The sequence below is a fragment of the Pantoea sp. SM3640 genome, from assembly GCF_015654165.1.
Lineage (GTDB): Bacteria > Pseudomonadota > Gammaproteobacteria > Enterobacterales > Enterobacteriaceae > Pantoea > Pantoea vagans.
This window is the reverse complement of the sequence record NZ_CP064872.1, coordinates 1,617,130-1,635,307: the sequence shown is the minus strand read 5'-3', so window position 1 is coordinate 1,635,307 and position 18,178 is coordinate 1,617,130. Positions and strand designations below refer to the sequence as shown.

The 18,178-nt window shown below is 54.5% G+C and carries 20 protein-coding genes; 11 read left to right on the top strand and 9 right to left on the bottom strand.

Annotated features, from left to right (window positions below; all coding sequences use genetic code 11):
* Positions 1 to 41: 41 nt before the first annotated feature.
* Complete coding sequence (locus IV493_RS07530) at positions 42 to 788, bottom strand: carbonic anhydrase (protein WP_195858025.1); 747 nt, start codon at positions 786 to 788, stop codon at positions 42 to 44.
* Between the two features lie 644 nt (positions 789 to 1,432).
* The gene (locus IV493_RS07525; RefSeq protein ID WP_013358089.1) at positions 1,433 to 1,600 is read right to left on the bottom strand and encodes a hypothetical protein; all 168 of its coding nucleotides are present in this window, start codon (positions 1,598 to 1,600) and stop codon (positions 1,433 to 1,435) included.
* Between the two features lie 341 nt (positions 1,601 to 1,941).
* Here IV493_RS07525 and IV493_RS07520 point away from each other — a divergent pair, with 341 nt between their 5' ends.
* Both IV493_RS07520 and IV493_RS07515 read left to right on the top strand, forming a co-directional pair.
* Positions 1,942 to 2,301, top strand: coding sequence for a hypothetical protein (locus IV493_RS07520; RefSeq protein WP_013358090.1), 360 nt, complete (start codon positions 1,942 to 1,944; stop codon positions 2,299 to 2,301).
* 76 nt (positions 2,302 to 2,377) lie between these two features.
* The gene (locus IV493_RS07515) at positions 2,378 to 2,722 is read left to right on the top strand and encodes a RidA family protein (protein ID WP_013358091.1); all 345 of its coding nucleotides are present in this window, start codon (positions 2,378 to 2,380) and stop codon (positions 2,720 to 2,722) included.
* 12 nt (positions 2,723 to 2,734) lie between these two features.
* Here IV493_RS07515 and IV493_RS07510 read toward each other — a convergent pair whose 3' ends face one another.
* The gene (locus IV493_RS07510; RefSeq protein WP_013358092.1) at positions 2,735 to 2,929 is read right to left on the bottom strand and encodes a YoaH family protein; all 195 of its coding nucleotides are present in this window, start codon (positions 2,927 to 2,929) and stop codon (positions 2,735 to 2,737) included.
* A gap of 110 nt (positions 2,930 to 3,039) precedes the next feature.
* Here IV493_RS07510 and pabB point away from each other — a divergent pair, with 110 nt between their 5' ends.
* The 4 genes from pabB (at position 3,040) to IV493_RS07490 (ending at position 8,305) form a co-directional block, all read left to right on the top strand.
* A complete protein-coding gene (gene pabB / locus IV493_RS07505) occupies positions 3,040 to 4,419 on the top strand; it encodes an aminodeoxychorismate synthase component 1 (protein WP_195858024.1) in 1,380 nt (459 codons plus the stop codon).
* Positions 4,403 to 4,966, top strand: coding sequence for a CoA pyrophosphatase (locus IV493_RS07500; protein ID WP_195858023.1), 564 nt, complete (start codon positions 4,403 to 4,405; stop codon positions 4,964 to 4,966). Before pabB ends, IV493_RS07500 begins: the two co-directional genes overlap by 17 nt.
* A gap of 186 nt (positions 4,967 to 5,152) precedes the next feature.
* Positions 5,153 to 6,517 carry an L-serine ammonia-lyase gene (locus IV493_RS07495; RefSeq protein ID WP_095707097.1) on the top strand — a complete coding sequence of 455 codons (1,365 nt, stop codon included), beginning with the start codon at positions 5,153 to 5,155 and terminating at the stop codon, positions 6,515 to 6,517.
* A gap of 225 nt (positions 6,518 to 6,742) precedes the next feature.
* Complete coding sequence (locus tag IV493_RS07490; protein WP_195858022.1) at positions 6,743 to 8,305, top strand: EAL domain-containing protein; 1,563 nt, start codon at positions 6,743 to 6,745, stop codon at positions 8,303 to 8,305.
* A gap of 136 nt (positions 8,306 to 8,441) precedes the next feature.
* On the opposite strand, the gene IV493_RS07485 is transcribed toward IV493_RS07490, so the two are convergent.
* Entirely contained in the window at positions 8,442 to 10,034 is a 1,593-nt protein-coding gene (locus tag IV493_RS07485) for a TerC family protein (protein WP_195858021.1), read from the bottom strand.
* A gap of 509 nt (positions 10,035 to 10,543) precedes the next feature.
* On the opposite strand from IV493_RS07485, the gene manX reads away from it, so the two are divergent.
* The 4 genes from manX to IV493_RS07465 all read left to right on the top strand — a co-directional run bounded on the left by manX (position 10,544) and on the right by IV493_RS07465 (position 13,781).
* The gene (gene manX / locus IV493_RS07480; RefSeq protein WP_095707096.1) at positions 10,544 to 11,506 is read left to right on the top strand and encodes a PTS mannose transporter subunit IIAB; all 963 of its coding nucleotides are present in this window, start codon (positions 10,544 to 10,546) and stop codon (positions 11,504 to 11,506) included.
* Positions 11,507 to 11,569: 63 nt separating this feature from the next.
* Positions 11,570 to 12,370, top strand: coding sequence for a PTS mannose/fructose/sorbose transporter subunit IIC (locus tag IV493_RS07475; protein WP_033733019.1), 801 nt, complete (start codon positions 11,570 to 11,572; stop codon positions 12,368 to 12,370).
* A gap of 15 nt (positions 12,371 to 12,385) precedes the next feature.
* Entirely contained in the window at positions 12,386 to 13,231 is an 846-nt protein-coding gene (locus tag IV493_RS07470; protein WP_033783289.1) for a PTS mannose transporter subunit IID, read from the top strand.
* 91 nt (positions 13,232 to 13,322) lie between these two features.
* Complete coding sequence (locus IV493_RS07465; protein WP_095707095.1) at positions 13,323 to 13,781, top strand: DUF986 family protein; 459 nt, start codon at positions 13,323 to 13,325, stop codon at positions 13,779 to 13,781.
* Here IV493_RS07465 and rlmA read toward each other — a convergent pair.
* The 4 genes from rlmA to IV493_RS07440 form a co-directional block, all read right to left on the bottom strand.
* A complete protein-coding gene (gene rlmA / locus IV493_RS07460; RefSeq protein ID WP_195858020.1) occupies positions 13,778 to 14,587 on the bottom strand; it encodes a 23S rRNA (guanine(745)-N(1))-methyltransferase in 810 nt (269 codons plus the stop codon). The two genes, IV493_RS07465 and rlmA, sit on opposite strands and share 4 nt — an antisense overlap.
* Positions 14,588 to 14,724: 137 nt before the next feature.
* Entirely contained in the window at positions 14,725 to 14,934 is a 210-nt protein-coding gene (gene cspE, locus IV493_RS07455) for a transcription antiterminator/RNA stability regulator CspE (RefSeq protein WP_003852684.1), read from the bottom strand.
* Between the two features lie 648 nt (positions 14,935 to 15,582).
* Positions 15,583 to 16,587 carry an MBL fold metallo-hydrolase gene (locus tag IV493_RS07445; RefSeq protein ID WP_195858019.1) on the bottom strand — a complete coding sequence of 335 codons (1,005 nt, stop codon included), beginning with the start codon at positions 16,585 to 16,587 and terminating at the stop codon, positions 15,583 to 15,585.
* Positions 16,588 to 16,605: 18 nt separating this feature from the next.
* A complete protein-coding gene (locus IV493_RS07440; RefSeq protein WP_013358106.1) occupies positions 16,606 to 16,878 on the bottom strand; it encodes a YebO family protein in 273 nt (90 codons plus the stop codon).
* Positions 16,879 to 17,090: 212 nt separating this feature from the next.
* On the opposite strand from IV493_RS07440, the gene IV493_RS07435 reads away from it, so the two are divergent.
* Positions 17,091 to 17,327, top strand: coding sequence for a YobH family protein (locus IV493_RS07435; RefSeq protein WP_033732884.1), 237 nt, complete (start codon positions 17,091 to 17,093; stop codon positions 17,325 to 17,327).
* A gap of 30 nt (positions 17,328 to 17,357) precedes the next feature.
* On the opposite strand, the gene kdgR is transcribed toward IV493_RS07435, so the two are convergent.
* Positions 17,358 to 18,149, bottom strand: a complete 792-nt coding sequence (gene kdgR, locus IV493_RS07430; RefSeq protein WP_013358108.1) for a DNA-binding transcriptional regulator KdgR — start codon at positions 18,147 to 18,149, stop codon at positions 17,358 to 17,360.
* Positions 18,150 to 18,178 lie beyond the last annotated feature (29 nt).

Here is an 18,178-nt window from a genome sequence, read left to right as displayed (position 1 = left end):
TCAGTCATTTGCGCAGGCTGAAGAAGCGCTAAACGCCGTTATTACTGAACAATCATCCGGCCATTAAGATGCTGCAGCGGACGGTTATTGGTGGTTTTCAGCGCCTGCTTAAACGCGTCGAGCTGCGCCTGAGAGAGCGTAACCGGATCTTTCAGCACCAGCCAGCGAATACCTTCGCTGCAGGGTGGCGTCGTGAGGGAACCACTGAAACGATAGTAGTGCAGGTCTGCCGGAAAGAGTGCGCGTAAATCGACCTGCCGGTTAATGTTTACCTGTTTGTTTTCCTGTTTCGGCATTGCGTCAATTAATGGCATCAGTGCCGGATTCTCTTTACCAACCTTAAACATCACCGCGACTACGGCCAGATCGCCATCCTCTTTGCTGTGAACGAAGTGGGCTTCAAGCGGAAACGTTTCTCCGTTAATCTGGTTTTCACTCGGCGTATGAAAATGATACTGACGCAGTGTGAATCTTTCACCATCCAGCACAAAGTCATCTTCCTCATCAACGGTTACCTGAATGGTGTGACCATTATTAATAACCTTTTCAGCGGATGTGTGATAAGCCAGATCAAGCGGCTGTAAATGTCCCTCGATCGGATTTGTAATATTAATGGGCGACTGTGACTTGCCTTCGTGACACATGTGGAAGTCGCTGGTCAGTTCACTCCAGTGCGCCGGACCGGCTTTGCCTTCATACGTCCAGTGTGGCTCTGCGGCGCCTGCTGCGCCTGCTGCGCTGACAGACGAAATTGCTATAACCAGACTTAACATTTTTAGTTGTTTCATTTTATCCCTGCTTAATAAGCTAATGTGCGGCAGGAATACTATTCCTCTCAGCTTTGCGTCAGCAAGATGACAAAATGCGGTTAATCAAAACAGGATTGAATAACGAGTCTATAATTTTTATCGATGTTAATTTAATAAATATCACTTGTAGGATTTATATTTCAAATAGCGGTTTTCGCGATAATTAAAATGGATTACCTGCTTCAGGAAATAGACTCAGTAGTAAACCTGAAGAACAAATTGATCGGCAGGCTCAGAGATAAAACAGCGAAGAAAGAGGCGAATCGGTGCAGGCTACAGAAGTGAGAAACCGCAAAACTGCACGACTGGCGGTTTTGCGGTGTAAGCCTGAATCAGAAGAAAGGCACTTCGACAGATATCCCTTTCAGACGGTTAAACATCCTTTTCTGACGGATCGTCTTCCTCATCCTCTTCTTCATCTTCCGGATAGATCTCAGCATCATCTGGCAGCGGTTCATCATAATCAGGACGTTCAGACATAATTACCTCCGGTGATAAATAGCAGTGCTGCTATTTCAACTGAGCATAGTTAACCGGCAACTGAGGCCGCACATTTTCCGCCTGAAATGTGAGCAAGGCGTGAAATTGCTGTAACAGTCTGAAAATGATCTGATTGCTTAGCGCTAGTGGTGTATGTAAAGCGCGCCCGCCAGCATAATGACGAACAGTACCGCAAATGTAATCACGCCCTGCTTACTGCCTTTGGATAACCCCACAAACGCCGCAATAACAATAAACAGCAGCGTCAGTGCGCCAGCCATCACCCAAAACAGATACTGCGTATTCGCCATATTCTCATCCTCATCCTGTGGCGTTAACTTTGGCGGATTTATACCATTTCTAAGCCATCAGCGCCCTCAATTCCGTGCCTTTGCCCGCCTGTTAACGTCATGGGCTGGCAAGTAACCTTTGACACCTCATTCAATCCTGCCAGACCGACAGTGTGATGCAGTTATCAAATGCAGAGGAACGCAGCGAGGAAATAACCGCCCGGATTATAATGATTAAATCAGCTTACGGTTGGGATGTGGCATCCGCAGGCTGACGTGCTGAGACTGGTTTAACATTGCCGTTCAGGCGGTGTTATGCAGATGGCCTTAACCCGACTGCCTGACTCAGGCGGAGGCATGTTATGAACTATTACCGCATCGGCTCTCTGGCTGGCGTGCTGCTACTTTGTGGCTGCCAGGCTCCCACGCCTGATCAGGCTCGTCTGCAGCCACCCGTTTTTCAGGGTCAAAGCACCCGTACCGTCCCTCAGCTCAGCGACTGTATTTATCGTGGCTGGTCCACCACCCGCGTTATTGCCCGGGATAACACTACTCACACCCAGCCTGCCGGCAGTGAGATCAGCGTCTTCACCTGGGAAGATTCTATTTTTGCGGATGTCTCACCCCATAGAAAAGGGGCGGAGGTGAAATATTTCACGACCTTCCGGATGTCCCCGGATGTGATGGCAGACAGACAGGCGATTGTTGAGCGCTGCCTGTAAGGCGAGAGGGCCGTAAGGGGTGACAGCAGTATCGGGAGTGTGCCAGGCTAATGCGCACTTAACCAGGGAGAAACCGATGAGTATTACCCGCATTGACCCGGAACATCGCATGTCCGAAGCTGTTATTCATAACGACACCATCTATTACACCAGCGTGCCTGAGAATCTGGAGGCTGACGCAGAAGCGCAGACCGCTAACGCGCTGGCGGTGATTGATGCCATTCTGACCCGGCTCGGCAGCGATAAAAGTAAGATCCTTGATGCCACGCTCTTTCTGGTGGATAAGGCTGATTTCCCCGCCATGAACCGCGCCTGGGACGCCTGGGTCTCACCGGGCAATGCGCCAGTGCGCTGTACGGTTCAGGCCGGGCTGCTGAATCCAAAGTACAAAATCGAAATTAAAATCATCGCTGCACGCTAAAGACGTCGGGTGTTATTCCTCTTCGTTTTCTTCATCTTCGTCGTCGAATAACGCCCGAATCTGTTCGCCCTTGTGATTCTGACGGATTTCCTGCGCCACCTGGGCGATCGCTTCACCGCTCGATAAACCACCCGTCATTAACTCCTGAATACGTTCGACGGCCTGCTGTTGCTGCTCATGTGAGAGAGCCGGTAATCCAATAAACATGTTCTACTCCTGCGTTGGGGCCGACAGTATCCCATGCGGAACTAACAGGTGCCAGTCGGGAAAAAATATGTCAGTCTGACCGCCTCTTTGCCTGCTGATTTGTCTGCCCGATGATTGTTGAAACCCTCACGCTTGATTATACCCCGGATGCGCTGACACAGCGTTTTGCCACCCTTGCCCATCTGCCGTGGGCGATGCTGCTCTCCTCCGCGCAGGCCAGCCACAGCGACAACCGCTTCGATATTCTGACGGCCGATCCCCGCGCCACCCTGGTGACCCGCGGGCCGATCACGACCATCAGCGACACGACCGGCACGTCCGAATCGGCCGCGGATCCCCTGCTGCTGGTGCAGCAACAATGTGATGCGCTGGGCGTGACGCCTGCGGCCTGCGAAGCGCTACCGTTTCAGGGCGGTGCGCTCGGCCTGTTTGGTTATGATCTGGGCCGCCGGTTTGAGTTGCTGCCCCAAAAAGCCGCAGCCGATCTTACAACCCCGGACATGGCCGTGGGGATCTATGACTGGGCCTTGATTGCCGATCATCATCAGCAAACCCTGACGCTGGTGGCCTTAAATGACGCTCAGGCGCGCGCCGCCTGGCTGGCGCAGTGGCCCGCGCGTGAAGCCGTGCCTTTTTCACTGACCAGCGGCTGGCGTTCTAATCTGAGCTATGCCGATTACGCCGCGCGTTTTGCTGCGGTTCAGGCCTATATTCAGGCCGGTGACTGTTACCAGGTTAACCTGGCGCAGCGTTTTCAGGCCGGTTATCAGGGTGATGAGTGGCAGGCGTTTACTCTGCTTAACGCGGCTAACCGCGCGCCGTTCAGCGCGTTTCTGCGCCTGCCGGAAAGTGCGATCCTCAGCCTGTCGCCGGAGCGCTTTCTGTCGCTGAATCAAAACCAGATTGAAACCCGACCAATTAAAGGCACCCGGCCACGCTGTGCCGATCCGATTGCGGATGCGCAACAGGCTGAGGCACTGCGTCATGCGGAGAAAGATCGGGCTGAAAACCTGATGATTGTCGATTTGCTGCGCAACGATATTGGCCGCGTGGCGCTGCCCGGCTCGGTCACGGTGCCTGAACTGTTTGTGGTTGAACCCTTCCCCGCCGTCCATCATCTGGTCAGCACGGTGCGGGCGCAGCTGCCTGACACCCTGCAGGCCACCGATCTGCTGCGCGCCTGTTTTCCGGGCGGCTCGATAACCGGTGCGCCTAAGATTCGGGCGATGGAGATTATTGATGAGCTGGAGCCGCAGCGGCGCAATGCCTGGTGCGGCAGTATCGGCTATCTCAGCCTGTGTGGCCGGATGGATACCAGCATCACGATCCGCACACTGATTGCCGAAGGCCAGCAGCTTTACTGTGCCGCAGGTGGCGGGCTGGTGGCAGACAGCGATCCTGAAGCGGAGTATCAGGAAACGCTCGATAAAGTCAGCCGGATTTTACCGGCACTGGAACAGACAGGAGGTTCAGTTGGCACTGACGCTTGAGGTTTTCCGCAGCCGCTTTCTTCTGCAGCAGCCGGCCCGCAGCACGCAGCGTCTTTCCGGACGTCATGCCGCGGTGCTGGTGCCGATTGTAGCCCGTCATGAACCGGGTCTGTTACTGACGCAGCGCTCGCACGCCCTGCGCAAACACGCCGGACAGGTCGCCTTTCCCGGCGGCATGCAGGATGACACCGATGCCTCGCTGATCGCCACCGCCCTGCGTGAGGCGCAGGAAGAGGTCGGTATCGATCCACAGCAGGTCGAGATATTAGGCGCGCTGCCCGCCGTCACCAGCAGCACCGGCTTTCAGGTAACACCGGTACTGGGCATTATTCCGGCCAATCTGCGCTTAACGATTAATCCGGATGAGGTGAGCAGTGCCTTCGAGATGCCGCTGGCTGAGGCACTGCAGCTCAGCCGCTACAGCGCGCTGGAGGTGCATCGGGCGGGTGTACGCCATCCGGTCTGGCTGTCGCGCTATCAGGATTATCTGGTGTGGGGCATGACAGCAGGGATTATCCGTTCACTGAGTACGCAGATCGCCTTCTGAGACCTTTCTACTTCTTTTTCTCCCTTCCAGCCCGTCAGCGACCTGCCGGGCTGAGCTATAATTTTTTCTATCTGTTTTGATAAGTTTATTTCATGCGAAAAGCTGCTCTTTTCCGGTGCATGACCATTACTATGGGCGCCATAAACTGCCCCGGCAGACTGAGAATAAATGTGAGGAGTGTCACCTGTGATTAGTGTTTTCGACATGTTCAAAGTGGGCATTGGCCCCTCGAGTTCGCACACTGTCGGCCCGATGAAAGCGGGTAAACAATTTGTGGATTTGCTGTGCGAACAGGGAAAGCTGCAGGAGGTCACCCGGATCGCCGTGGATGTTTACGGTTCTCTGTCGCTGACCGGCAAAGGGCATCACACGGATATCGCCATTATTATGGGTCTGGCTGGCGAATCGCCGGACACGGTAGATATCGATGCCATTCCCGCATTTATTAAAGATGTTGAACAGCGTGAGCGTCTGCTGCTGGCAAAAGGCGCGCATGAAGTTGATTTCCCGCGCGAAGGCGGCATGGTGTTCCGCAGTGAGAACCTCTCACTGCATGAAAATGGCCTGCGCCTGCTGGCATTTGCGGGCGACCTGCTGATCCTGTCGAAAACCTACTACTCCGTGGGCGGTGGGTTCATTGTGGATGAAGAGCACTTCGGTCAGTCGGCACTGGATGAGGTCTCTGTGCCCTGGCCGTTCCACTCCGCCAAAGATTTGCTGGCGCACTGTCGCGAAACCGGCCTGTCGCTGTCGGGCCTGGTGATGAAAAATGAGCTGGCACTGCACAGCCGCGACGAGATTCATGCCTATTTCACCAACATCTGGCAGACCATGCAGGCCTGTATCGATCGCGGTCTGAATACTGAAGGCGTATTGCCAGGCCCGCTGCGCGTACCCCGTCGTGCCGCCTCCCTGCGTCGCCTGCTGACCTCCTCCACCAAGCACTCCAGCGATCCGATGATTGTTATCGACTGGATCAATATGTTTGCGCTGGCGGTCAACGAAGAGAACGCCGCAGGTGGCCGTGTGGTCACGGCGCCGACGAACGGTGCCTGCGGTATCGTGCCTGCGGTGCTGGCTTACTACGATCACTTTATCGAGCCGGTGACGCCTGATATTTTCCTGCGCTATTTCCTCGCCTCGGGCGCCATAGGCGTGCTGTACAAAATGAACGCCTCTATTTCGGGTGCGGAAGTGGGCTGCCAGGGTGAAGTGGGTGTCGCCTGTTCGATGGCGGCTGCCGGTCTGGCAGAGCTGCTGGGGGGTAGCCCGGAACAGGTGTGTGTCGCCGCTGAAATTGGCATGGAGCATAATTTGGGACTGACCTGCGACCCCGTGGCCGGTCAGGTTCAGGTTCCCTGCATTGAACGTAATGCTATCGCCTCGGTTAAAGCCATTAACGCGGCGCGTATGGCACTTCGTCGCACCAGTGAACCCCGCGTCTCGCTGGATAAGGTTATTGAGACCATGTATGAGACCGGCAAGGATATGAACGCGAAATACCGTGAAACTTCCCGTGGCGGTCTGGCGATTAAAGTTCAGTGTGATTAAGCGAAACGTTTAATCGCATAAATAACGTGCAAACGTAATAAAATCCGCATCCTGCGCTATCTCAGCGCAGGTTTAAACGGTAGAGTGTTTTCCGCGCAGCCGTCCGGTCTGCGCAGCTTTCCAGACCCGCTTTTCTGCATTCCGGCCTCAATATTGACCTGGCCGTGCCGATACTAACCCCGTTATTTTTTGCTTTTTTCTGGCTTTTTGGGAAGGTGGATACTGATGTTTATGGCCCAGCAATTTGTTGGACAATTCAGACGCAAGCGTTTGCTGATCGCACTGTCAATCGCCACCGTGGTGCTGATATTAACGCTGGCCTTTCGCTACATCGAAGAGAAGTCACGTATTGAACAGCAGGCGATGGATTTCGCCGACAAAGCGATTATGCGGTTTGACCGGATGTTTTCACCGCTGGAGGTTTCAGCCAATAATACGCTGGGGCTGGTGGGCGTTCCCTGTCAGGACGTGCGTTTTCCGCTCGTCGAAAAAATCTCCTCTCTGCAGACGGTACGTGCCATTCTGCTGGTCGAAAACGACATGCTTTACTGCTCCAGTATTTACGGCCCGCGCACTATCCCTTTCAGCCAGACTTATCCTGACCTTGCCTTCAACAGCCAGCGTATGACCCTCTCAACCGATCAGTATCTGCTGAAAGGCTCGCCGGTTTTACTGCTGTGGACGCCAAAAAGCCTGGATAACCGTTCGGGAATATTGCAGGTCATCAACATTGAAATGATGAGTAACTACCTGCTGGAGCCTCAGTTGCCCTGGGTTGAACGCGCTGTGTTTAATGTTAATGGTGAGAGCCTGGAGTATGGCAATCCGCTGATAGAACCAACGGTGCCGGCAGATGACGAAGTGAGTTACGAGCAGGGTTCGCTGCGCTACCCGTTTACGCTCACCCTCTATGGCCCTTCGCCGACACGGCTGGCGCTGGCGACACTTCCCTCACAGCTGCCGCTGGCGCTGCTGCTGAGCCTGCTGATGGGCTACATTATCTGGCTGGCAACGGCAAATCGCATGAGCCTCAGCTGGCAAATCAGCTATGGCATTACGGCCCGTGAGTTTATGGTCTATTGCCAGCCGCTGATCAACAGCAAAAGCGGCGAGTGTGACGGTATAGAATTGCTGCTGCGCTGGCATAACGCCCGCCAGGGCTGGATCGCACCGGATGTCTTTATTCCGCTGGCCGAGCGCCAGAACCTGATCAAGCCGCTGACGCGCTTTGTGCTGAACGAGGTGGTGAGACAGCTGCCGCAGTTGCCCGATGATCCCGCCTTTCATATCGCCATCAATGTGGCCGCCAGTCATTTCCGCGACCGTGCCATTCTGGACGATCTGCAGAACCTGTGGTGGCCTGCCAGTCCGGTGCCGCAACTGGTAGTAGAACTCACTGAGCGGGATGCCCTGCCGGTCGTCGATCAATCAGTGATTACACAACTGCACGACATTGGCGTCCGGCTGGCGATTGATGACTTTGGCACCGGTCACAGCTCGCTCTCCTACCTGAAAGATTTGCAGCCAGACGTGCTCAAAATCGACAAGATTTTCACGGCGGCTATCGGTACGGATGCCATTAACGCCACGGTAACGGATATGGTGATTTCGCTGGCCCAGCGCCTGAATATCAGTCTGGTAGCTGAAGGGGTAGAAACGGCTGAACAGGCGGATTATCTGCGCGAACGCGGGGTGGATCATCTGCAGGGCTACTATTTGGCCCGCCCGATGCCGCTGGAAGACTTTCCAGCCTGGCTGACGCTGCATCAGGCTGATGCCCGCCGTTAACTGCCGCGTTAGCGCCGCGCCACCCTGATATAACTCCCTGCACACAAAAAAACAGCCGCGGCGTTTCTGCAGCGGCTGTCAGAGAGATTCAGCGCGGCCGGTGATACCGGCAGCGCCTCAGTAACAACGTGAAGCGTTACTCCTCATCTTCCTCGTCATGCGGTTTATCTTTGGTGACGCGCACCAGATCGATACGGTAATCCGTCGCTTCGATAATCTGGAAGTGCAGCGGCGTGATATCAATCACCTCGCCGGGAAGCGGTAACTGCCCTTTCTGCTCAATCAGCAGACCCGCCAGAGAAGCGTGATCTTCTGTCGGATCGACCAGCTCATGGAAGTCGAGTAACTGCTGCAGCGAGTGCAGATCGGTTCCGCCTTTCACTAACCAGCCATCGCCATCTGCAACAATATCAGGCGTTTCATCTTCGTCCGGGAATTCACCCGCAATCGCTTCCAGCACGTCCAGCGGCGTAATCAGACCCTGCACCACGCCAAACTCATTGGTGACGATCACGAAGCTGCCTTTGGCACGACGCAGCACGCCAAGCAGATTGATCGGATCCAGCGTCTCCGGCACCACAATGGTCGGTGTATTCGCCGCGAAGGTCGCCACATCCACACCCTGCTCCAGCGCCACCAGTAGCTCTTTGGCGCGCACCACGCCAACAATTTCATCCAGTTCACCCCGGCAGACCGGGAACAGGCTGTGAGGCGTATCCAGCAGCTGACCGCGAATCTCATCTACCGGACGATTCGCATCAACCCAGGAGATATCACCGCGTGGCGTCATAATGCTGCGAATCGAGCGGGAAGCCAGCGTCAGCACGCCATTAATCATGTAACGCTCTTCATCTTTAAACGCTTCCTGCGGCATCGCTTCCGTCAGCGCCGACTCTTCACTGGTGCTGGTGTTACTGCTGCTATTGCCATTGCTGGCCGTCTGAGCACGGTTACGGCCGCCCATCAGGCGCAGAATCGCCTCTGCGGTGCGCTCACGCATCGGACGATTTGACTGATGGCGAATAAAGTTACGACGTGCAATCTGGTTGAAAAGCTCAATCAGAATCGAGAAGCCAATCGCCGCATAGAGGTAGCCTTTCGGAATATGGAAACCGAAGCCTTCTGCCACCAGCGACAGACCGATCATTAACAGGAAGCTCAGACAGAGCACCACCACGGTCGGATGCGCGTTAACAAAGTTGGTTAACGGTTTAGACGCCAGCAGCATCACACCCATGGCAATCACCACGGCAGTCATCATCACCGGCAGGTGGTTCACCATACCCACGGCGGTAATCACCGCATCCAGTGAGAAGACCGCGTCCAGCACTACAATCTGCAATACCACTGCCCAGAAACTGGCATATCCCCGATTTGCGGAACCATCAAGCTGACGGTTCTCCAGCCTCTCGTGTAGCTCCATGGTCGCTTTAAACAACAGGAAGAAACCACCGAACAGCAGGATTAAATCTCGTCCGGAAAAGCTGAAACCGCCTACGCTGAAGAGAGGCGTGGTCAGCGTGACAATCCAGGAGATCAGCGACAACAGGCCCAGACGCATCACCAGCGCCAGCGACAGGCCAATAAGACGTGCTTTATCACGCTGCTTTGGCGGCAGTTTGTCGGCCAGGATAGCAATAAACACCAGGTTATCGATGCCGAGTACGATTTCCAGCACGATAAGCGTCAGTAAACCCGCCCAGATTGAGGGGTCGAATAAAAATTCCATTATTTATGACTCCAGAACAGGGAACAGATCGAGCCGGTGCCTGTCAGCGCAGCGAAGCGTGACATCCGGGTAGTCGGGAAAGCGGTGAAAACGCCGCGAGGCGAAAGGTGACGCGCCAGCAGGCGCAAAGAACAGATTAAGCGACGTCGGTGACGATCCATAAAGGTGGGCTGAAGCCCGTTACTCCTGAGTAATAAACAGAACGTTAATGTATCAGGTCGGTAAATTGCGTCAAAAAATTTTCTTATTTTTACAATCTGCATAACGGATGATCGGGCGCATAAAAAAGGTAAAGCGCCACCTGACGGGGTGAATAGCTGACAGACATCACATAATTTATTTTTTCGATCACTAAAATAAATCGCGACTTTACCGCCTTGATGAAGTTAACCCCTGTTTTTTCGGCGCTATATCAGAAAGTCGAACGACCGGGTTAAACAAATAATCAAAACATGTCTCAATACAGTTCATTTACTCAGATGAGCATCTCTAGCGAACGGAGGTAGCACGTGACCATTGCGATAGTAATTGGTACACACGGCTGGGCAGCGGAACAACTGCTGAAGACAGCAGAAATGCTGTTAGGCGAGCAGGAGAATATCGGCTGGATAGACTTTGTCCCCGGTGAAAATGCAGAAACGCTGATTGAAAAATATCAGGCACGACTGGCAGAACTGGATACCAGCAAGGGGGTTCTTTTTCTGGTCGATACCTGGGGCGGCAGCCCGTTCAATGCGGCCAGCCGCATTGTTGTCGACAAGCCACACTATGAGGTCATCGCCGGGGTCAATATTCCGATGCTGGTCGAAACCCTGATGGCACGCGATGACGATCCCGGATTTGACGAACTGGTCGCCGTGGCGGTGGAGACCGGTCGTGAAGGGGTCAAAGCCCTGAAAGCGAAAGAAGAAGCACCGGCACCGGCTGCGGTGAAACCGGCCGCTGCGGCACAACCGGCTAAGCCAATGGCGCCTGGTGATCACATGAAGATCGGGCTGGCGCGCATTGACGACCGTCTGATTCATGGACAGGTCGCGACGCGCTGGACTAAAGAGACCAACGTTCAGCGTATTATCGTGGTCAGCGATGAAGTGGCCAACGATCACGTGCGCAAAACCCTGCTGACGCAGGTCGCGCCGCCCGGCGTGACGGCCCATGTGGTGGATGTCGACAAAATGGTGCGGGTGTGGAACAACCCGAAGTATGGTCAGGACCGCGTCATGCTGCTGTTTACCAACCCCACCGATGTCCTGCGTGTAGTTGAACAGGGTGTCGATATTAAAACGGTCAACATCGGCGGGATGGCGTTCCGCCAGGGGAAAACCCAGGTCAATAATGCGGTCTCGGTTGATGAAAAAGATATCGCCGCATTCCGCAAACTCAATGAACGCAATATTGAACTGGAAGTGCGTAAAGTTTCCAGCGATCAAAAACTGAAAATGATGGATCTGATTGCGAAAGTAAACGCGTAACAGAAGCACTTCTGCGCCTGCGTTTCCGGGCTCCTGATTATCCTGCTGAGGACAAGAAGTATGATGGAAATTACCTCGCTACAAATTATTTTGATTTTTATTGTCGCCTGTATTGCCGGTATGGGGTCGATTCTGGATGAGTTCCAGTTTCACCGCCCACTGGTCGCCTGTACGCTGATTGGTATCGTACTGGGTGATATGAAAACCGGTATTATCATCGGCGGTACGCTGGAGATGATTGCACTGGGCTGGATGAACATCGGTGCGGCGGTTGCCCCTGATGCCGCCCTCGCCTCTATCATCTCCACTATCCTGGTCATCGCTGGCGGTCAGAGTGTGGGTGCCGGTATTGCACTGGCGATTCCGCTCGCTGCCGCCGGACAGGTGCTGACCATTATCGTGCGTACACTCACCGTGGCCTTCCAGCATGCGGCTGATAAAGCTGCCGAGAAAGGCAACCTTACGGCCATCTCCTGGATCCATGTCTCTGCCCTGCTGTTACAGGCGATGCGTATCGCCATCCCGGCGCTGATTGTGGCGATTTCGGTCGGCACCAGTGCCGTTCATGCGCTGCTGAGTTCCATTCCTGAAGTCGTCACCAACGGCCTGAATATCGCCGGTGGCATGATTGTGGTGGTCGGTTACGCGATGGTCATCAATATGATGCGCGCAGGCTATCTGATGCCGTTCTTCTACCTCGGCTTCGTTACCGCGGCCTTCACCAACTTCAACCTGGTGGCGCTGGGCGTCATTGGCGTGGTGATGGCGGTGCTCTACATTCAGCTCAGCCCGAAATACAACCGTGTGGCGGGCGCACCCACGGGTGCTGCAACCGCAAACGATCTTGATAACGAACTCGATTAAGGAACAGGTGATCACATGGTTGATATGACGAAAGTTGAAAAGAAACTGACCCCCGGTGATGTCCGCGCCGTCTTTCTGCGCTCTAACCTTTTCCAGGGTTCATGGAACTTTGAGCGTATGCAGGCGCTGGGCTTCTGCTTCTCGATGGTGCCGGTCATCCGCCGTCTCTATCCTGAGAATAACGATGAGCGCAGGCAGGCGATAAAACGTCATCTGGAGTTTTTCAATACCCATCCTTATGTCGCCGCGCCGGTACTGGGCGTTACCATGGCGATGGAAGAGCAGCGTGCCAACGGCGCACCTATCGACGACGGTGCGATTAACGGCCTGAAAGTCGGGCTGATGGGACCGCTGGCCGGTGTTGGCGACCCGATCTTCTGGGGTACCGTACGTCCGGTGTTTGCCGCACTGGGTGCCGGTATTGCCATGAGCGGCAGTCTGCTGGGTCCGCTGCTGTTCTTTGTACTGTTTAACCTGGCACGTCTGCTGACCCGCTACTACGGCGTGGCGTATGGCTATCGCAAAGGGATCGACATCGTCAGCGACATGGGCGGCGGTTTCCTGCAGAAGCTCACGGAGGGCGCCTCGATTCTGGGGCTGTTTGTCATGGGGGCGCTGGTCAACAAGTGGACGCACGTCAACATACCACTGGTGGTGTCGCGCATTACTGACTCAACCGGCAAAACCACCGTCACTACGGTACAGTCAATCCTCGATCAGCTGATGCCAGGCATTGTGCCGCTGCTGCTGACCTTTGGCTGTATGTGGCTGTTACGCCGTAAAGTGAATGCGCTGTGGATTATCGTCGGCTTCTTTGCCATCGGTATCTTTGGTTACTGGATTGGCCTGCTCGGTCTGTAATTTCATCCTGCCGGGAGCCTCTGCTCCCGGCTTTTAAGCGTGGTGAGCTGAGCCACAACTGGCTGAGCTCACCCTGTTTGAGGTAGAAGTGATGTCCTTAACTGACGCGTTGATTGCGTGTTGTATCGCCGCCCTGATGGGATTTGCCGTTTACCATGAGGCGATTCTGCCGCGTCGGCACGGGCCGACCCGCTTACGGGTAACACTGCGGAGGCAACATAAACTCGATAGCCTGATTTTCATCGGCCTGCTGCTGATTTTGCTGTGGAACAATGTCAGTCATCATGGCCCACAGCTCACCACCTCACTGCTGATGGTGCTGAGTTTTCTGGCGTTCTGGCTCTTCAGGCTGCGCAAACCCATGCTGCTGATGAAAAATGAGGGATTGTTTTACGCCGGTGTCTGGATCGATTACCGGCGGATTCAGGGCATGAATCTTTCTGAGGATGGCATTCTGGTGATTCAGCTGGAGCAACGCCGTCTGCTGATTGCCGTGCAGCAACTCGACGACCTGGAGCGCATCTACACTACGCTGGTCGAGGCGCGCTAGTCGCGCTGCCACATTGTCAGGGTAAAATCAGCATCGCAGCTGAACTGCTCACTCTGCTGCAGCGTTTGCCAGACGTCTTCACGCGCCCGCCAGGCAAAGGGCGTCATCTGCAGCAGTGTTGTCGCGGCTGCGCCGGTCAATGCCATCGGATAACGCAGGGCATGCTGCGCTATCTGCCGGAAGCCAGGATAATCTTTCTGTTCCGGCACATGTAGCTGCACTTCGCGGTAAATCAGCGCTTTGAACTGCTGCAGATGATGCGGGCCTGGCGTGACCGTCAGCACCAGGCCACCCGGCTTCAGCACGCGAGCCAGTTCTGCTTCATTGCAGGGTGCGTAGATGCGTACAACTGCATCCAGGGACTGATCGGCAAAGGGTAAGCGCTGACTGGAAGCTACGCAGAAACGCACCGCACGATAGCGCTTAGCCGCCAGCCGGATGGCCATTCTGGCAACGTCCAGGCCAAAAATCTCAGCGTCTCCGTCCGCCGCCTCTGCCAGTGCGGCGGTGTAGTACCCTTCACCGCAGCCGATATCCAGGATTTTGCACTCCGGCTGATTCAGCACCGGCGCAAGCAGGCTGACTACCTGCTCACGCAGCGGCTGATAATAGCCTGCCTCAAGAAATTCCCGTCGTGCCTGCATCATCTCTGCACTGTCACCCGGTTCACGCGATCGTTTATGCTGAACGGGCAGCAGATTGACATACCCCTCTTTCGCCTGATCGAACTGATGGCGGTTTTCACAGCACCAGCTGCGGTCGGTGAGGGTCAGTGGAGAGTGACAAAGAGGGCAAATCAGGGACATAGGGTGCTCCGGCATCAGATAACGCGGCGCAGTGTAACCTTAACGTTTACGCATCGGAAGCATAAAGAAAGCCCCGGCTGAAGAGCCAGGGCTTTAAGATTCCATGTCAGGGTGCATTGCACCGAGGTGGAGTCGAATCAGATAGCAGTGACGTTAACAGCTGCAGGGCCTTTCTGGCCGTCCTGAATTTCGAACTCAACGCTCTGGCCTTCAGCCAGGGTTTTAAAACCGTTGCCCTGAATAGCAGAGAAGTGTACGAACACATCTTTGCTGCCGTCAGCAGGCGTGATAAAACCAAAACCTTTAGACTCGTTGAACCACTTAACCTGACCTTTAATCTTTGCCATTTTGCAAATTCCTTTAGATGTTTATTTAGCCCGAAGGCTGTCTTACAGAAAAACCAGAGACATTACTGCATGAGGCACTAATTAAGGTTCGGCAAGGAAGCGGTATTCAACGTCAACGTCTTTACTCGTACTTCTTTACTGAAGATGCCATGCATAAACAGAACTGTACCTCGTTTAACCCACGAATTGTTATCACATATCCCAAAAATAATGGCAAGCCATTTTTAAAGCCCTGGCGCGCCTGCGCACATATTTGCCAGAAGGCTCACATTGCCTGTTCCGTGGGGTTTACAAAGGCGCATGAGAATAAAGTACGCGGGCAGCCAGCGCCCTCTCCTGCCTGTGTTGCCAGGCTTAGCCCGATGGATACCATAAGAAATTAATATTTCACAAATATGGCAATGGCGAAATGAATAAGCGAAACGGTAACCGTGGCAGATATCAAAGATCGGGCATCAATCCTGTACAGCGACTTTTATTTCGTACAAATAACGCTTTTTTTGCACCAAAAGCAGGAGCCAGCCATTAGCCTTGCTCCAAATAAAAGCAACGATGCGGATTTTCCTTATTAAGAATCTAACTTTCGATTTGAAAAATTGATGTCTGATAAAAAACCTCCGGCTTTTATTTATACCAGAGGCTTTAGGATTATTCCTGGCTGCAATTATTCAGACTGCGACCTTCGCCTATTCGCCAGGGGGCGAAGCGGCCGTTATGTTCGTCTGCCCGCTGTAGCGCATTCGCCAACTCCTGGGGTGGCGCATCCAGCGACTCATCGGCCAGCTCAAACACGCCCCAGTGAATAGGCAGCGTCAATGGCTTGCCTGCCGCCTGCCATAACGCCACCGCCTGATCGGGATCCATATGCTGGCTTGCCATGAACCATTTGGGTGCATACGCGCCAATCGGCAACGCAGCCACGCTGAACGGGCCAAGCCGGGCCGGAATCTCCAGCAGGCTATCGCTATAGCCACTGTCGCCCGAAAACCAGAAACGCAGGGAGGCAGAGCGCACGACCCAGCCGCACCAGAGCGAACGGTTGCGATCGCGTGGGGTTCGCATACTCCAGTGACGGGCTGGCACCGCATCAAAACAGAGGTCGCCGAGCGTTATCTGCTGCCACCAGTCGAGCTGGTGCACCTGTTTCACGCCCTGCGCTCTGCACCATTTCGCCAGCCCCAGCGGCACAATAAAGGTCGCCTGCGGAAAATGCCGCATAATCGCTTTAACCGTCGGTTTATCCAGATGATCGTAATGGTTGTGTGAAATCAGCACGACATCAAGCCGCGGCAGATCGGCGATGCTGATGGGCGCGGGCGTTTTACGCTGTGGCCCCGCAAACGCCAGCGGTGAGGCGCGTGGTGAGAGCGCCGGATCGATCAGGATATAGTGTCCATTGAGCCGTAACAGGACGGCAGCATGTCCCAGCCACCAGATACGATCGTCACTGCCGCTGATATCCGCGGGCTGCCACCATTGCCTGGTGAACGCCGCATAACCCTGCTGGGGTGGCGCCGGCAGCGCCTGTGCTTTACGCTCCCTGCGCCAGCGTTTCAGGTCACCCGGTTTTCGCTGTTCCGGTTCAGGATTACGGAATCCCTCTGGCGTGTGATGCGCTTTGCTGCTGTCATACCACGGATTTTTCCCGGCCATTCCGCCTCTCTGCTGTGATTAACGTTCCGGGATTAACCGGATAAAGTCGCGTTTCTCCCGATCGTCATCGGTTTTTGTATTTTCTGCCCCGGGCTGCATCTCAATCAGGCGGCGCAGCAGCTGATTCTGTTTCTTCTGCTCTTCCAGTAAGGATTCCAGTAAGCGGATTTGCTCACCCGCGCGCACGCTGGCCCGGTTAACAAAGAACCAGGCGATAAACGCCACAATTAAAATAATGACCAGCAGGCCATAGCTGACCAGGGGGCCCGGATTTGCGGCTAACTCATTCATAACTGCCTCGTAAAACTCAGTGGAAACGCCAGAACATGACAACCGCCTATTCTACCTGTAGCCATCGCAAAAGATAATGGGGGATACAGCAATGCAGAATTTGCCGTTTCAGTTATCTCTGATCGATCCCACCAGAAAAGCGAGGCATGCTGATATCATCATAACCGGCAGCACCAGGTGGCGCGCTGAGTTATCTTTCACAAGGAGACACAATGAAACTGTTTATTCGCACAATAGGCTTGCTGGCGGTGATCTGGCTGGCAATGCTGCTTACCGGCTATGGCGTGTTAACCGGCAGCACTAAAAATGCTGCCGGACTTGGCCTGCAGTGCAGCTATCTTACCGCTCGCGGCGTTATCAGCGCGCAGTATCTGCATACCGACAGTGGCGTGGTGGGCGTGACGGATTGTCCGTTGCTGAAGAAAAGCGGAGAAGTGATCGATAACTAGTGATAAAGCGGGCCGGATGGCCCGCTTTATTCAGAATGGGTAGTCGTGATAGCCCATTTCTGCTGAAAGCGTACGCGCCGCCCGATGCAACATCGCCACATAATCCTGGCGGGCATCTTCCGAAAAGCGAATGGTGGGAAACGAGATGCTGAGTCCCGCAATCACCACGCCAAACCGATCAAACACCGGCACGGCAAGGCAGCGTAATCCCTCTTCCTGCTCTTCATTATCTTCGCCGTAACCCTGCGCTTTGACCTGATCCAGCGTCGTAATCAGCGCCTCGGCGCTCAGCAGCGTATTGGCCGTGCTGCGTTTGAACTCCACATCCCGCAGAATTTCCTCAACATCGCTGCGATCACGCCAGGCGAGCAGGACTTTACCAATCGCGGTGGTATGCAGCGGGTTGCGACGGCCAATGCGCGAATACATGCGCAGATTGTAAAGTGAGTCGATTTTATGGATGTAGACAATGCTGTCCTCTTCCAGTGCCCCCAGGTGAATCGTCTCTTTGGTCAGACGCGATAGCTCACGCATCTGCACATCCGCGCTGCGGATTAAATCGACGTTCTGAAGCGCTTTGGCACCCAGTTCAAACAGCTTCAGCGTCAGTGAGTACTTCTCGCTTTCACCTTCCTGCGTGACATAGCCCAGCGACTTCATGGTCTGCAGAAAACGGTAGACAGTACTTTTTGACATCATCACGCGCTGCGCAAGCTCGGTTATACCGTGATCGCGCTCTTCACCCAGCGCCTGCAGAATGCCGAACACTTTAAGTACCGAAGAGACGGAATCGGGCTGTTTATCATTTTCAGCAGAGGACATCACGCACCTTATTAGCCTGTTTCAAAAAA